Annotated in this window: 13 protein-coding genes and 2 tRNA genes; 14 read left to right on the top strand and 1 reads right to left on the bottom strand. The window is 56.8% G+C overall.

The window, feature by feature from the left end; genetic code table 11:
• Positions 1-42 precede the first annotated feature (42 nt).
• A complete protein-coding gene (gene yhbY, locus HXW73_RS01440) occupies positions 43-369 on the bottom strand; it encodes a ribosome assembly RNA-binding protein YhbY (protein WP_085920154.1) in 327 nt (108 codons plus the stop codon).
• A 116-nt stretch (positions 370-485) separates the two neighbouring features.
• On the opposite strand from yhbY, the gene rlmE reads away from it, so the two are divergent.
• From rlmE to rpsO, 14 genes are all read left to right on the top strand, one after another.
• A complete protein-coding gene (gene rlmE / locus HXW73_RS01445; RefSeq protein WP_186254570.1) occupies positions 486-1,145 on the top strand; it encodes a 23S rRNA (uridine(2552)-2'-O)-methyltransferase RlmE in 660 nt (219 codons plus the stop codon).
• A 192-nt stretch (positions 1,146-1,337) separates the two neighbouring features.
• Positions 1,338-3,338, top strand: coding sequence for an ATP-dependent zinc metalloprotease FtsH (ftsH, locus tag HXW73_RS01450; protein ID WP_186254571.1), 2,001 nt, complete (start codon positions 1,338-1,340; stop codon positions 3,336-3,338).
• Positions 3,339-3,445: 107 nt separating this feature from the next.
• A complete protein-coding gene (gene folP, locus HXW73_RS01455) occupies positions 3,446-4,363 on the top strand; it encodes a dihydropteroate synthase (RefSeq protein ID WP_446718991.1) in 918 nt (305 codons plus the stop codon).
• On the top strand, positions 4,360-5,709 hold the full coding sequence (gene glmM / locus HXW73_RS01460) for a phosphoglucosamine mutase (RefSeq protein ID WP_186254572.1): 1,350 nt from the start codon (positions 4,360-4,362) through the stop codon (positions 5,707-5,709). The genes folP and glmM overlap by 4 nt, the downstream gene beginning before the upstream one ends.
• 78 nt (positions 5,710-5,787) lie before the next feature.
• The gene (tpiA, locus tag HXW73_RS01465) at positions 5,788-6,537 is read left to right on the top strand and encodes a triose-phosphate isomerase (protein ID WP_186254573.1); all 750 of its coding nucleotides are present in this window, start codon (positions 5,788-5,790) and stop codon (positions 6,535-6,537) included.
• 4 nt (positions 6,538-6,541) lie between these two features.
• The gene (gene secG, locus HXW73_RS01470; RefSeq protein ID WP_186254574.1) at positions 6,542-6,901 is read left to right on the top strand and encodes a preprotein translocase subunit SecG; all 360 of its coding nucleotides are present in this window, start codon (positions 6,542-6,544) and stop codon (positions 6,899-6,901) included.
• Between the two features lie 34 nt (positions 6,902-6,935).
• Positions 6,936-7,022: transfer RNA gene (locus HXW73_RS01475), tRNA-Leu, on the top strand.
• A 121-nt stretch (positions 7,023-7,143) separates the two neighbouring features.
• Positions 7,144-7,220: transfer RNA gene (locus HXW73_RS01480), tRNA-Met, on the top strand.
• A 291-nt stretch (positions 7,221-7,511) separates the two neighbouring features.
• The gene (gene rimP / locus HXW73_RS01485; RefSeq protein WP_186254575.1) at positions 7,512-7,973 is read left to right on the top strand and encodes a ribosome maturation factor RimP; all 462 of its coding nucleotides are present in this window, start codon (positions 7,512-7,514) and stop codon (positions 7,971-7,973) included.
• 72 nt (positions 7,974-8,045) lie between these two features.
• Positions 8,046-9,560 (top strand): transcription termination factor NusA, encoded by a 1,515-nt coding sequence (gene nusA / locus HXW73_RS01490; protein ID WP_186254576.1) that lies wholly within the window; start codon positions 8,046-8,048, stop codon positions 9,558-9,560.
• 27 nt (positions 9,561-9,587) lie between these two features.
• Positions 9,588-12,137 carry a translation initiation factor IF-2 gene (gene infB, locus HXW73_RS01495; protein ID WP_186254577.1) on the top strand — a complete coding sequence of 850 codons (2,550 nt, stop codon included), beginning with the start codon at positions 9,588-9,590 and terminating at the stop codon, positions 12,135-12,137.
• Positions 12,138-12,152: 15 nt separating this feature from the next.
• A complete protein-coding gene (rbfA, locus tag HXW73_RS01500; RefSeq protein ID WP_186254578.1) occupies positions 12,153-12,566 on the top strand; it encodes a 30S ribosome-binding factor RbfA in 414 nt (137 codons plus the stop codon).
• Entirely contained in the window at positions 12,566-13,489 is a 924-nt protein-coding gene (truB, locus tag HXW73_RS01505; protein ID WP_186254579.1) for a tRNA pseudouridine(55) synthase TruB, read from the top strand. The genes rbfA and truB overlap by 1 nt, the downstream gene beginning before the upstream one ends.
• A gap of 120 nt (positions 13,490-13,609) precedes the next feature.
• Positions 13,610-13,879 carry a 30S ribosomal protein S15 gene (gene rpsO / locus HXW73_RS01510; RefSeq protein ID WP_066316110.1) on the top strand — a complete coding sequence of 90 codons (270 nt, stop codon included), beginning with the start codon at positions 13,610-13,612 and terminating at the stop codon, positions 13,877-13,879.
• Positions 13,880-13,976 lie beyond the last annotated feature (97 nt).

Raw genomic sequence — 13,976 nt, forward strand, 5'->3', positions numbered from 1 at the left:
GGATGAGTCATACTGGCGGTAGCTTCTAGCTCGCGCGAGGTGTTAGTGACGACCGTGGTGATTTTCGAAGCGTTTGATGTTCGAAAGCTTGGGGTTCACTTGCGGATTGCGGCGATAAAGCAGCGCCATTTTGCCAATGGTCTGAACCGGTTCTGATTGGCTGTGGTTGATCAGTTCCTCGAGCATAGCGGCGCGCTCATCGCGTTCCGGCAATGCCAGTTTTACCTTGATCAGTTCGTGGTCGTTGAGCGCACGGTCGAGTTCAGCCAGTAAATTATCGGAGACGCCGTTTTCTGAAACGGTGACGACCGGATTCAAGTGGTGACCAATGCTGCGGAATGCTTTCTTTTGTGCCTGTGACAAGCTCATGGTATCTTGCGGTATCCCAGTTTGCGCTTAACGTTCCATCTTACGGTGAAACGCCACCGAGTGAAAGACATGGTGTAAAAGCGTGCCATCGCCTCTTCCAGTGTTAGATTTTTTTCATGCAGCAAACGCCTTCAGGCCGTAAGCGGCCATCAAGTAAAACCAGCGCAAGCTGGATGAAAGAGCATTTTGACGATCCTTACGTCAAACAGAGTTGGCAGGATGGCTATCGCTCGCGGGCGAGCTATAAACTGCTTGAGATCGACGAAAAGGATAAGCTGTTGCGGCCTGGGATGACCGTCATTGACCTTGGCGCTGCGCCAGGGGGGTGGAGTCAAATCGCCGCCGAAAAAGTAGGCCCGCAGGGCATGGTCATCGCCTCCGATATTCTCGACATGGATGGGCTGGCCGATGTGTCCTTTGTTCAGGGGGACTTTACCGAGGATTCGGTACTCAATGCGATTCTTGAGCAGTTGGAAAATCGTCCGGTAGACCTTGTGATGTCGGATATGGCCCCCAATATGAGTGGCATGGCGGCGATTGACCAGCCTCAAGCCATGTATCTGGTGGAGCTGGCGCTTGAACTGGCGCGTGAAACGCTCTCTCCAGGGGGGCAGTTGCTGGTAAAGGTCTTCCAGGGCGAAGGCTTTGACAGTTATTTAAAAGAGCTTCGCGAAAGCTTCAAGCGGGTGGTGACGCGCAAACCCGGTGCTTCTCGGGCGCGGTCCCGTGAAGTCTATCTGCTGGCGGAGGGGTTTCGGGGACATGATCAGCGCTAGGCCTATCGATAGGATTTATCACCGCGATAGCCAGACAGACAGTTGCAAAGTGTGTCACATTAGGCCTCAAAGGCGAGCGTGGCACAGATGGCCCAAGGCATTAGACGCCTTGGCAATGGTTGAACCCTTGAGGCTAGTGTAAGGTCTCATTAGTAGGTTTAACTGACGGATTCTTGTAATGAGGGTAGCCCCTTGAACGATATGGCAAAGAACCTGATTCTGTGGTTGGTCATCGCGGCCGTTCTACTGACAGTGTTCAATAATTTCAGTACCGAGAGCGCACCCCAGACAATGAACTACACCCAGTTCGTTGAGCAGGTGCAGGACCAGGAAGTGCGCAACGTTACCATTGATGGCTACACCATCACTGGTGAGCGGACAGATGGGTCACAGTTTCAGACAATTCGTCCTGCGGCAGAAGATCCCAAGCTGATGGATGACTTGCTGAGCAACGATGTGACGGTTATTGGTAAAGAGCCGGAGCAGCAAAGCATCTGGACGCGTCTACTGATTGCCAGCTTCCCGATTCTGCTGATCCTGGCCATTTTCATGTTTTTCATGCGCCAGATGCAGGGCGGTGCCGGCGGGGGTAAAGGTGGCCCGATGAGCTTTGGTAAGTCCAAAGCCAAGCTGCTCTCCCACGACCAGGTCAAGACGACGTTCTCGGACGTTGCCGGTTGCGATGAAGCCAAGGAAGAAGTTGAAGAGCTTGTCGACTTCCTGCGCGACCCGACCAAGTTCCAGCGTCTGGGCGGTACCATTCCGCGTGGTGTTCTGATGGTGGGGCCACCGGGCACCGGTAAAACGCTGCTGGCGAAATCGATTGCCGGCGAAGCTAAAGTACCGTTCTTCTCCATCTCCGGCTCTGACTTCGTGGAAATGTTTGTCGGTGTCGGTGCGTCGCGCGTTCGCGATATGTTCGAGCAGGCCAAGAAGCAGGCGCCGTGCATTATCTTCATTGATGAGATTGATGCGGTCGGTCGCTCACGCGGTGCCGGCATGGGTGGCGGTAACGACGAGCGTGAACAGACCCTGAACCAGCTGCTGGTCGAGATGGACGGCTTCGAGGCTAACGAAGGTGTCATCGTGATTGCGGCGACCAACCGTCCTGACGTGCTTGATCCCGCATTGCTGCGTCCGGGACGCTTTGACCGTCAGGTGACCGTTGCCTTGCCCGACATCCGGGGTCGTGAGCACATTCTCGGTGTGCACCTGCGCAAAGTGCCGCTGGCTGACGATGTCAAACCGCAACTGATTGCACGCGGTACACCCGGCTTTTCGGGTGCCGATCTGGCCAACCTGGTCAATGAAGCTGCCCTCTTTGCTGCCCGTCGTAACAAGCGGTTGGTCAGCATGGAAGAGCTCGACCTGGCCAAGGACAAGATCATGATGGGCGCTGAGCGCAAATCCATGGTCATGACCGACAAGGAAAAGCTGAATACGGCTTACCATGAGTCGGGTCACGCGATTATCGGCTTAGTCGCGCCGGGCCACGACCCGGTTTATAAGGTAACGATCATTCCTCGGGGGCGGGCATTGGGTGTCACCATGTTCCTGCCTGAAGAAGATCGTTACAGTCTGTCGCGTCAGCAAATCCTGAGCCAGATCTGCTCGCTTTTCGGTGGTCGTATTGCCGAAGAGATGACACTTGGGCCTAACGGTGTCACCACCGGTGCGTCCAATGACATCAAGCGCGCCACTGAACTCGCCCATAACATGGTCGCCAAGTGGGGGCTGTCGGATGAAATGGGCCCGATCATGTACGACGAGGACGAGTCTCACCAGTTCCTCGGCGGTCCTGGTCAGGGCGGTTCCAAGATGAAGTCTGGTGAAACCACCACGCGGCTCGATAAGGAAGTTCGCAAGATTATCGATGATTGCTACGAGGAGGCGCGCCAGATTCTGACCGACAATCGCGATAAACTCGACGCGATGGCGGAAGCGCTGATGAAGTTTGAAACCATAGATGCTGACCAGTTGAAAGATATTATGGACGGTCGCGACCCGCGTCCGCCGGAAGGCTGGAATGATGGCGATTCACCCGGTGGTGGAACGCCCGCATCAAGCGATCAGCCCAGCGCGTCGCCCAGCGACACGCGTAACGGTGACGAGCCGGGCGGCGATGGTGATTCAGACGACGAAGAGCCTAGCCGTCGGCCCTCCGACCCGCTAGGTGGCCCTGCCGGTCCTTAGTCTCAAGTCCGGCCGTTGCGCTAACATTAAGGCGTCCCCAAACGGGACGCCTTTTTGTTATGCTGTGCATCTATAATACCGATATATTTTTTCGACCAGGCGACAGCATGACTTCTACGGCACGTCCCACCCCGTCGGCTCCACCGGCGCAGCTTCCTGCGCAATTGCGTTGTGGTCGGCATCTACTTGACCTTTCTTTTCCTCGTGTTATGGGCGTTTTGAACGTCACACCGGATTCATTTTCTGACGGTGGCCAGCACGTGGCATTGGACGATGCGTTGCGCCGCGCCGAGCAAATGCTGGCGGAAGGTGCCGCCATGATTGATGTGGGCGGTGAATCGACCCGCCCTGGCGCTTCGCCCGTCGGTGAGCAGGAGGAGCTTGACCGTGTTGCGCCGGTCGTAGAAGCACTGGTCCGCGAGCTGGATGCGCTTGTTTCGGTGGATACCAGTTGCCCCGCCGTGATGCACGAGGCGAGTACGCTAGGGGCGGGCATGATCAACGACGTGCGGGCACTTGAGAAGGATGGGGCCTTGGCGGCCGCCATGGGTAGCGGGTTGCCGGTGTGCTTGATGCACCGCCAGGGCGAGCCGCAGGATATGCAGCAGGCGCCTGCCTATGCTAAACCCATCGAAGAAGTGGTGGTCGACTATCTGGCGGCCCGGGTCGCCGAGTGCGAAGCCGCAGGTTTGCGCCGTCATCGCCTGCTCGTGGATCCAGGCTTTGGCTTTGGTAAAACGGTTGAGCACAATTTACGTTTGCTGAATCGCATGGATGCCCTTCAGACGCTGGGCCTGCCGGTACTCGCTGGCATGTCGCGCAAAAGCATGATCGGTAAAGTGTTGGGCCGGCCTATAGACGAACGGCTACCAGGCGGACTTGCGCTAGCGGCCATGGCGGTTGAGCGCGGGGCGAGTATCATTCGCGTCCATGATGTGGGGCCGACGGTCGACGCCGTCAATATGGCGTGGGCTGTGTGTCAGGAAGGCTGTGAGGCCTCTACCACCAAGGAGAGTAACGCATGACAAGACGCTATTTTGGCACGGACGGTATTCGCGGGACGGTCGGCCAGTCACCGATTACCGCCGACTTCATGCTCAAGCTGGGTTGGGCGGCGGGTCAGGTATTACGCCGAGAGAAAGGTCGCACCCGGGTGTTGATCGGCAAGGACACGCGTATCTCGGGTTACATGTTCGAGTCTGCGCTTGAATCAGGGCTGTCCGCAGCGGGGGCCGACGTGGCGCTACTGGGGCCCATGCCGACCCCCGGTATTGCCTATTTAACGCGCACCTTTCGGGCCGATGCCGGCATTGTAATCTCGGCTTCGCACAACCCTTTTGATGACAATGGCATCAAGTTTTTTTCGGCAGAGGGCAAAAAACTGCCGGATGCCATCGAAGACCGTATCGAGACCATGCTCGACACGCCGTTAACCACCGCAGGGGCCGCGCAACTGGGCAAGGCCATGCGGATTGACGATGCGGCGGGTCGCTATATTGAATTCTGCAAGTCAACCCTGCCAGATCGCCTTAGTCTGCATGGCTTGACCATTGTTCTCGACTGCGCTCATGGTGCCACCTACCACATCGCGCCGAGTGTGTTTCGTGAATTGGGGGCAGAGGTCAGCGTCATTGGTGGCACACCGGATGGACTGAATATCAACCAGGACGTTGGCTCGACGCACCCGGCAGCGCTGCGCGCGGCGGTAATCCAGCAAGGCGCCGACCTGGGAATTGCCTTTGACGGCGACGGCGACCGTGTATTACTGGTCGACTCCGATGGTCGTGAAGTCGACGGTGACGATATTCTTTACCTGATTGCCCGAGACCGTCACGCACGTGGTTTGCTGGATGGCGGTGTGGTGGGGACGCTCATGAGTAACTTTGGCCTGGCGATGGCGCTCGAGAAAATGGGTATTCCGTTTGAGCGCGCCAACGTCGGCGACCGTTTCGTGATGGAGCGAATGGCGGCCAATCAGTGGGAGTTGGGTGGCGAATCGTCGGGCCATATCCTGTGCAGCCATGTTCAGACTACGGGAGACGGCATCGTCTCTGCGCTGCAGGTGTTGGCGCTGATGATGCGTGAACAGCAGCCGCTCCCCGCCTTGTTAAGAGGGTTGGAAAAAGTCCCGCAGGTGCTGGTGAACGTCAGATTGCCTGCGGGGACGAATGCCAAGGACGTGATGGCCTCAGAGCCGCTTAAGAAGGCAGTTGCTGCTCTCGAAAATGAGTTGGGCGATGAAGGTCGTGTCTTGCTCAGGGCCTCAGGTACTGAACCACTGATTCGTGTCATGGTGGAGGGTCGCGCGCATCTGGATGTCGACAAGCTGGCAAATCGGTTGGCCGAACAGGTGCAAGCGCTGCTTAAATAGCGTCTGCTGACAACAGCGGTTGTCTTGACAAGTCCGCTCCTATACCATTTCGCTCCACCTTGAGTGTGAGGAGACTCCATGCGTAGGCCATTAATTGCCGGTAACTGGAAAATGAACGGTTCGACGGCCCTGGTTAAAGCGTTTGGCGATGCGTTTGCAGCCGCCAAATTGCCTGCCAGCGTTGATGTGGTCGTGATTCCGCCTTTCCCCTATCTGGAAACGGCTCGGCAGGCCTTCAAAAATACGTCGTTAAAACTGGGTGCGCAGACGCTCAATCCTCAGCACTCAGGCGCTCATACCGGCGAAGTCAGTGGCAGTATGCTTCAAGAGTTTGATGTCGCTTACGTACTGGTTGGCCATTCAGAGCGACGGCAGCTTTATCGGGAAAATGACGAGCAGGTATTTGACCGTCTGATGGCGGCCCTGGTGTCAGGGCTTACGCCGATTCTCTGTGTCGGAGAAACCCTGGAAGAACGCGATGCGGGTCGCACCATGGATGTCGTGCTGCGCCAGGTAGGCTACGTAATGTCTCGCTTGGAATCCGCCCAGCGTGTCGAGGTGGTCATCGCCTATGAGCCGGTTTGGGCGATTGGCACAGGGCGCACAGCAACGCCTGAGCAAGCTCAAGAGGTCATGGTCGGTATTCGGTCTTACCAGGCCTCGTTCGACACGGTACTTGCCGAGCAACTCAAGCTGTTGTACGGCGGCAGTATGAACGCAAATAATGCGGCTGAGCTGCTTGCTCAGCCGGATATCGACGGCGGTTTGGTGGGCGGCGCTTCGCTCAAAACCGACGATTTTCACGCCATTTGTCAGTCAGCAGGATAACGCCATGCAAGTTGCAATTCTTATGGTCCACGTGGTGATTGCGATCGCCCTGGTTGTGCTCATCCTGCTTCAGCAGGGTAAAGGTGCCGAAGCAGGTGCCGCCTTTGGTGGCGGTGCGTCGCAAACGGTATTTGGTTCACGCGGCAGCGGTAATTTTCTGTCCCGTTTCACGGCTATCCTTGCCGCAGGCTTTTTCGTCACGTCGATGGCGTTGGCCTACTTTGCCACCCAGGCAGGGCAAGCACCAGAAGCGGGTATTCCCGATGCAAACCTGATCGAGCAACAGCAAAATGCACCAATGCTTGACGAAGGTGACGAAAGTGCGGATAATGCCGCGCCAGTGCTAGAGGAAAGCAGCGAGTAACTGATTGATCTTGCTTTCTCGAGCCTCCCCTGATGCCGAAGTGGTGGAATTGGTAGACACGCTATCTTGAGGGGGTAGTGACCTTACGGTCGTGCGGGTTCAAGTCCCGCCTTCGGCACCATCTGTTGCGCTGGTTTACCAGCTCCCCAGACGTAATAAACGCTACTTGGTTGGAGCGTGTAAGGGTAAAAGACAGCTTGACGAAATAAGCTTAAGCGTCTATTATCTGCGACCTAGATTGATGCGGGGTGGAGCAGTCTGGTAGCTCGTCGGGCTCATAACCCGAAGGTCATCGGTTCAAATCCGGTCCCCGCTACCACTTTCTGGCGATAAGCAAGCATGTGTGAGCGTTCCATGTCTTAATAGGCGACGCTATCATTAAGGGGTTTTCCCAATGCTTACCGTCATGTTGGTGTAACAGGTTTCTTTCGAAAAGCCCCTTCCTGTGAAGGGGCTTTTTGTTAGCAGCTTTTCGTTAACAAGCGTGTCTCAAGGGCGGATGCCCATCGGCTTGCCGGAGGCACATTTCCGGGTAACGCCAATCAGCCACCTAGCTTTTCATATGTCTCCTGGCCAGGTGCCTGATGCAACGGCTATAGGAGCACTGTCTGTGGCCACAAAACATGCGGCGCTGCACGCGCTGATAGAACCTGTTGTTGCTGCCATGGGCTTTGAGCTATGGGGCATCGACCATCTTTCGCAGGGTAAGCATTCGCGGTTGGTGATTTATATCGAACGCGAAAGCGGCGTCAATGTTGAAGACTGCGCCGATATAAGTCGTCAAGTCAGTGCGATATTGGACGTCGAAGATCCTATTCCGGGGGAGTATCGACTCGAAGTGTCTTCGCCGGGCATGGCACGCCCGCTGTATACCCTGGATCATTTTTCCCGTTTTCAAGGCCATCATGTCGCATTAAAACTGCGCGCCCCTTTTGACGGTCGGCGCAAGTTTCAAGGATTGCTGGCAGGTGTCGAGGGCGACGAAATACTGCTACAGATGGATGGCGAAGAATATTGTTTTCCGATTGAAGGCATTGATTCTGCGCACATTGTACCGCAGTACGACGATTAACCAGGTGGCGTGGTGGCCGGCAGGCAGCTGGCACGATGCACATAAGGACAGGTTTTCTGGCGAGGCAAACGCATGAGTAAAGAAATATTAATGGTCGTTGACGCGATCTCCAACGAAAAAGGTGTTCCCCGCGACGTTATTTTTGAAGCGGTGGAATCTGCTCTTGCGAGCGCGTCACGCAAGCGTTTTGACAAAGAAGAAGCCAGCGTGCGGGTACATATTGACCGTCGCACGGGCGATTACGAGACGTTTCGCTACTGGACGGTCGTTGAAGACGACGAATTCGAAACGCCAGATTACGAAATTAAGCAGACCATCGCTGAACAGCGCGATCCGCCGCTGGCGCTTGGCGATGTCGTCGAGCAGAAAATCGAAAACGCCGTGTTTGGTCGCATTGCCGCACAAACGGCCAAGCAGGTCATCGTGCAAAAAGTGCGCGAGGCCGAGCGTGCTGAAGTCGTGCGCCAATACACGGATCGTGAAGGTGAACTGGTCGCTGGTATTGTCAAAAAGACCACGCGCGACGGCTTGATCATTGACTTGGGCGACAACGCGGAAGCGTTTCTGCCGCGCAACGAAATGATCCACGGTGAGCGCTACCGCATGAACGAGCGCGTCCGCGCGCTGCTGGTCAAGGTGGATCCAGACGCCCGCGGTGCCCAGTTACAGCTATCGCGTACCTGCCCCGAGCTGATTATCGAGCTGTTCAAGATTGAAGTGCCGGAAATTGCCGAGCAGCTGATCGAAATCAAGGGGGCGGCAAGGGACCCGGGTTCACGTGCCAAAATTGCCGTTAAAACCAACGATCGGCGCATTGATCCGGTCGGTGCCTGTGTCGGTATGCGCGGCTCTCGCGTTCAGGCGGTATCGACCGAACTGCAAAACGAGCGTGTCGATATCGTGCTGTGGGATGACAATCCAGCACAATTGGTGATTAACGCCATGGCACCCGCTGACGTGGCGTCTATCCTTGTTGACGAAGATGCTCATGCGATGGACGTCGCCGTTGCCCAGGATAATCTGGCCCAGGCCATTGGCCGCAGCGGTCAGAACGTGCGTTTGGCCTCTGATCTTACCGGATGGCGCATTAATGTCATGACCGAAGATGAAGCAGAAGCCAAGCGCGACCAGGAAATTGATAGTCTGGTAGATTCTTTCGTCAGCCATCTCCAGGTCGATGAAGATGTTGCCCGCCTGTTAGTGGAAGAAGGGTTCACTACCCTTGAAGAAGTCGCCTACGTGCCGCTTGAAGAGATGCTCGAAATCGAAGAGTTCGACGAGGATCTGGTTGAAGAGTTGCGTGCACGAGCGAAAGACGAGCTGCTGACGATGGCCATTGCCTCGGAAGAAGCGCTAGACGGTGCCCAGCCAGCAGACGATCTGCTGACAATGGACGGTATGGAGCGCCACCTGGCCTTCATTTTTGCCAGCCGCGGCATTGTCACCATGGAAGATCTCGCCGAGCAGTCTGTTGACGATCTGGTCGATATCGAGGAGTTGGACGAAGCGCGCGCAGCGGCACTGATCATGACTGCCCGTGCGCCCTGGTTTGAAGACGATGACGCGTCGGATTCGAACACACAGTAAACAGGTCACGGGCTGAGGAGGGTCAATATGTCAGATATGACAGTTAAAGATTTTGCAGTAAAGGTGGGCCGTGATGTGCCCCGCCTGCTAGAGCAGATGAAAGAGGCGGGCTTGCAGCACGCTTCGGAAACCGATGCGGTATCGGAAGAAGATAAGCGCACCTTGCTTAATTTTCTGAAGAAAAGCCACGGTGGCGATGAAAGCGAAAGCGGTAAAGGTCGCATCACGCTGACGCGTAAAACGCGCAGCCGGATCAAAACCGGTGAGCGTGGTAAGACGATCGAAGTTCAGGTGCGCAAGAAGAAGACGTACGTCAAGCGCTCTGAAGAAGAGGATAAGCCGAAAGCGCCCGAGCCCAAGCATACTGGGCCGCGTCAGCTAGTCGGCGACATGGCGGAAGCCGAAGCTGAAAGCAAGGCACGCGATGCGCGTGAAGCCGAAGAAAAGGCCGCTGCAGAAAAAGCCAAGGCGGCTGAAGAAGCGACGCGTAAAGAAGCCGAGCAAGCGGCCCAGGTCGAAGCGCAGAAGGCATCTGACGCTCAAGTGCCCGAGCTGCAAGTCGACGATACCCCGGCACCTGAAGAAATGCCGCCGGCGCCGCCGAAAGAAGGCCGCACCGATCGCCGGACAGCACCGCCCAAGAAATCAGCGGCCAAGAAGAAAGGCCGTCGTGATGACGAGGAAGATCGCGGTGATCGCGAAGAGCGCAAGCGCGGCGCTGGCGGCAAGAAAGCCAAACGTGCCGAACGTCGCGGCGGTCGTCGTGGTGGTGGTGCAAGCGGTGGTAATGGCAAGCATGGCTTCCAGAAGCCGACCCAGCCAATCGTGCGCGAAGTCTCGATTCCCGAGTCCATCAGCGTGGCGGATCTGGCCGACAAGATGTCGATCAAAGCCAATGAAGTCATCAAGGCGATGTTCAACATGGGCGCGGCGGTCACCATCAACCAGACCATCGATCAGGACACGGCGGCCATCGTCGTCGAGGAGATGGGCCACAAGGTCAAGCTGGTGAAGGATGACGCGCTGGAAACGGAAATGCTCGAAGGCATCTCCTATGAAGGCGACGAGATCACCCGTTCGCCGGTCGTGACCGTGATGGGTCACGTCGACCACGGTAAGACATCGCTTCTGGACTATATCCGTCGTGCCAAAGTGGCTACCGGCGAAGCGGGTGGTATTACCCAGCACATCGGTGCTTACCACGTGGAAGACGACCACGGCGGTGTTACCTTCCTGGATACGCCAGGCCACGCGGCGTTTACCGCCATGCGTGCCCGCGGTGCCCAGGCAACTGACGTGGTCATCCTGGTGGTGGCCGCAGATGATGGCGTGATGCCGCAAACCATCGAGGCGATCGAGCACTCCAAGGCGGCCGACGTGCCCATGGTGGTGGCGGTCAACAAGATCGATAAAGACGGTATCGACCTTGATCGTATTAAAAACGAACTGTCTCAGCATGGCGTCATCTCTGAAGAGTGGGGCGGCGACACGCAGTTTGTGCATGTATCAGCCCACACGGGTGAAGGCATCGAAGAGCTGCTGGAAGCGATCCAGCTGGTGTCTGAAGTGCTGGAGCTTAAAGCCGTACCTGAAGCACCGGGTAAAGGCGTTGTGGTCGAGTCGCGCCTCGATAAAGGCCGTGGCCCGGTCGCTACCGTGCTGGTGCAGAACGGAACGCTCAAGAAAGGTGATATCGTGCTTGCCGGCCTGCACTACGGTCGCGTACGTGCCCTGACCAACGAACTGGCCCAGCAGGTCGATGAAGTTGGCCCGGCCATGCCGGTTGAGATCCAGGGCCTGGACGGTACGCCGGATGCCGGTGACGATTTCATGGTCGTGGCGGACGAGAAGAAAGCCCGTGAAGTGGCCAACTTCCGTCAGGGCAAATACCGCGAAGTCCGTCTGGCGCGTCAGCAGAAGGCCAAGCTGGAGAACATGTTCAGCCAGATGGGCCAAGACGAAGTGGCCAAGGTCAACATCGTGCTGAAAGCCGACGTACAGGGCTCGCTGGAAGCGATCAAAGGGGCGTTGGAAGAGCTCTCGACCAGCGAAGTCGAGGTGGCGGTTGTTTCTTCCGGCGTTGGCGGTATCACCGGTACCGATGCCAACCTGGCGCTAGCGTCTGAGGCCATCGTTGTCGGCTTCAACGTCCGTGCTGACGCCGCTGCCCGTGAGATCATCGAACGTGAAGGCCTGGATCTGCGCTACTACAGCGTCATCTACCAGCTGATCGACGAGGTCAAGCAGGCCATGAGCGGTATGCTCGCGCCGGAGTGGAAAGAAGAAATCGTCGGTGTGGCTGAAGTTCGCGACGTATTCCGTGCGCCGAAGATTGGTGCGATCGCGGGCTGTATGGTGGTTGAAGGCAGCGTGCATCGTAACAAGAAGATTCGCGTGCTGCGTGAAGACGTGGTCATCTACGAAGGTGAGCTCGAATCGCTGCGCCGCTATAAAGACGACGTACAGGAAGTGCGTAACGGCGTTGAATGCGGCATCGGCGTGAAGAACTACACCGATGTCCAGGTCGGCGACAAGATCGAAGTCTTTGACCAGGTGAAGGTCGAGCGCAGCCTGTAGGGCTGAGGAGCAAGCATGCGCGAATTCAAGCGTACCGACCGGGTAGCCGACCAGCTCCAGAAGGAGCTGGCGGTGTTGATCCAGCGCGAAGTGAAAGACCCGCGCCTCGGCATGGTTACGGTCAGCGGTGTCACCGTGAGCCGCGATCTGGGTTATGCCGATATCTACGTCACCCTGTTGGGTGAGCAGGATCCCGAGCGTATCAAGGAAAACCTGCAGGTGCTGAAACGGGCGGCAGGTTTCTTGAGAAGCCAGATTGCCAAGCGCATTAAACTGCGCCACGTACCCGAATTGCGTTTTCATTTCGATGAGAGCGTGGTGCGTGGCCAACAGCTGTCGTCGCTGATTGACGAAGCGGTTTCAACCGACCGTGCCCGTCAGGAACAGGATGATGAAAGCGCGGATGAGTCAGGCGGGGAGACGCGTTAATGGCGCGTCGCCGTCGGGGTCTGCCGGTGAACGGTATTGTCTTGCTGGATAAACCGAAAGGGCTTTCCAGCAACCATGCCCTGCAACGGGTTCGGCGTCTTTTCGAGGCGCAAAAAGCCGGCCACACCGGCACCCTGGATCCTATGGCGACGGGCTTGCTGCCCATCTGCCTGGGTGAGGCCACCAAGTTCTCGTCGCACCTGTTGGAAGCCGACAAGGTGTATCGCACCCGGGTAGAACTGGGGACGATCACTGACACGGGGGATGCAGAAGGCGCGGTCATTGAACAGCATGCTGTGCCAAGCCTGACGGCCGACGATATTGAGGCGGCGTTATCCGGCTTTCGTGGTGAGATCGATCAGGTGCCGCCGATGTACTCGGCGCTGAAGCACGAAGGTAAAAAACTCTACGAGCTGGCCCGCGAAGGCAAGCAGGTTGAGCGTGCAGCGCGGCGGGTAAGCGTGTATGATGCGCGCCTGCTGTCATTTGAAGGCACGGCCTTCGAACTGGAAGTCAGCTGCAGCAAAGGGACCTACATCCGTACCCTGGCTGAAGACATTGGTAAGGCTCTGGGCTGTGGTGGCCACATCAGCCAGTTGAGAAGGCTCAAGACCGGCCCTTTCAATGGCGATGCCATGTGGACGCTGGAAGCGCTTGAGGCGTTAGCCGACCAAGCGGCGCGCGAAGCCGAACTGATGCCGGTTGACGTGCTGGTAGATCATTTGCCATCGCTTACATTGGATGAACCGGCTTATGGGCGCTTGGCTCATGGTCAGTCGGCCAATGTGGTGTCTGGTCAATCGCTGCCACCCGAGGCGTTGGCAAGACTTTATTACGCTGAGTCGTTCATTGGGCTTGGCGTTGTAAAAGAAGGCCAGGAAGTGGCACCCAAGCGGCTGTTAAGTACGGTCGCTATCTCGTAAAGCGTTGCATCAGTGCGGCGATTTGCGCGAAAATTGTACGTGAAGAATAGTAGCTTGAGACTGCAAATATGCGTGGTCTCACCCATTCATTGTTAGGCATATTGCTTACTGGAGAGACAGATGGCATTAACCGCTGAAAAGAAGGCCGAAATCGTCAACGAATACGGCCGCGGCGAGAACGACACCGGATCACCTGAAGTGCAGGTTGCCCTGCTGAGCGCCAACATCAACGGCCTGCAGGACCACTTCAAAACCAACAAGCAGGATCACCACTCGCGTCGTGGTCTGATCCGCATGGTAAACCAGCGTCGTAAGCTGCTGGATTACCTGAAGCGTAAAGATTTCGAGCGCTATCAGTCTCTGATTCAGAGCTTGGGCATCCGCCGCTAAGTTATTGTTGGCGAAGGTCGAGAAACGGGCAGCTCCCCAGGGGCTGCCCGTTTTTTTGTTTGTGGTAGCCCTATTGCGCGGCAACGCCTAGAATGGT

It is taken from the genome of Halomonas sp. SH5A2, assembly GCF_014263395.1.
Taxonomy (GTDB): Bacteria; Pseudomonadota; Gammaproteobacteria; order Pseudomonadales; family Halomonadaceae; genus Vreelandella.

What these genes read in the sequence shown, in the direction of transcription:
- yhbY (WP_085920154.1), bottom strand. Translation starts at nt 369, where the DNA reads ATGAGCTTGTCACAGGCACAAAAGAAAGCATTCCGCAGCATTGGTCAC.
- rlmE (WP_186254570.1), top strand. Translation starts at nt 486, where the DNA reads ATGCAGCAAACGCCTTCAGGCCGTAAGCGGCCATCAAGTAAAACCAGC.
- folP (WP_446718991.1), top strand. Translation starts at nt 3,446, where the DNA reads ATGACTTCTACGGCACGTCCCACCCCGTCGGCTCCACCGGCGCAGCTT.
- glmM (WP_186254572.1), top strand. Translation starts at nt 4,360, where the DNA reads ATGACAAGACGCTATTTTGGCACGGACGGTATTCGCGGGACGGTCGGC.
- tpiA (WP_186254573.1), top strand. Translation starts at nt 5,788, where the DNA reads ATGCGTAGGCCATTAATTGCCGGTAACTGGAAAATGAACGGTTCGACG.
- secG (WP_186254574.1), top strand. Translation starts at nt 6,542, where the DNA reads ATGCAAGTTGCAATTCTTATGGTCCACGTGGTGATTGCGATCGCCCTG.
- nusA (WP_186254576.1), top strand. Translation starts at nt 8,046, where the DNA reads ATGAGTAAAGAAATATTAATGGTCGTTGACGCGATCTCCAACGAAAAA.
- infB (WP_186254577.1), top strand. Translation starts at nt 9,588, where the DNA reads ATGTCAGATATGACAGTTAAAGATTTTGCAGTAAAGGTGGGCCGTGAT.
- rbfA (WP_186254578.1), top strand. Translation starts at nt 12,153, where the DNA reads ATGCGCGAATTCAAGCGTACCGACCGGGTAGCCGACCAGCTCCAGAAG.
- truB (WP_186254579.1), top strand. Translation starts at nt 12,566, where the DNA reads ATGGCGCGTCGCCGTCGGGGTCTGCCGGTGAACGGTATTGTCTTGCTG.
- rpsO (WP_066316110.1), top strand. Translation starts at nt 13,610, where the DNA reads ATGGCATTAACCGCTGAAAAGAAGGCCGAAATCGTCAACGAATACGGC.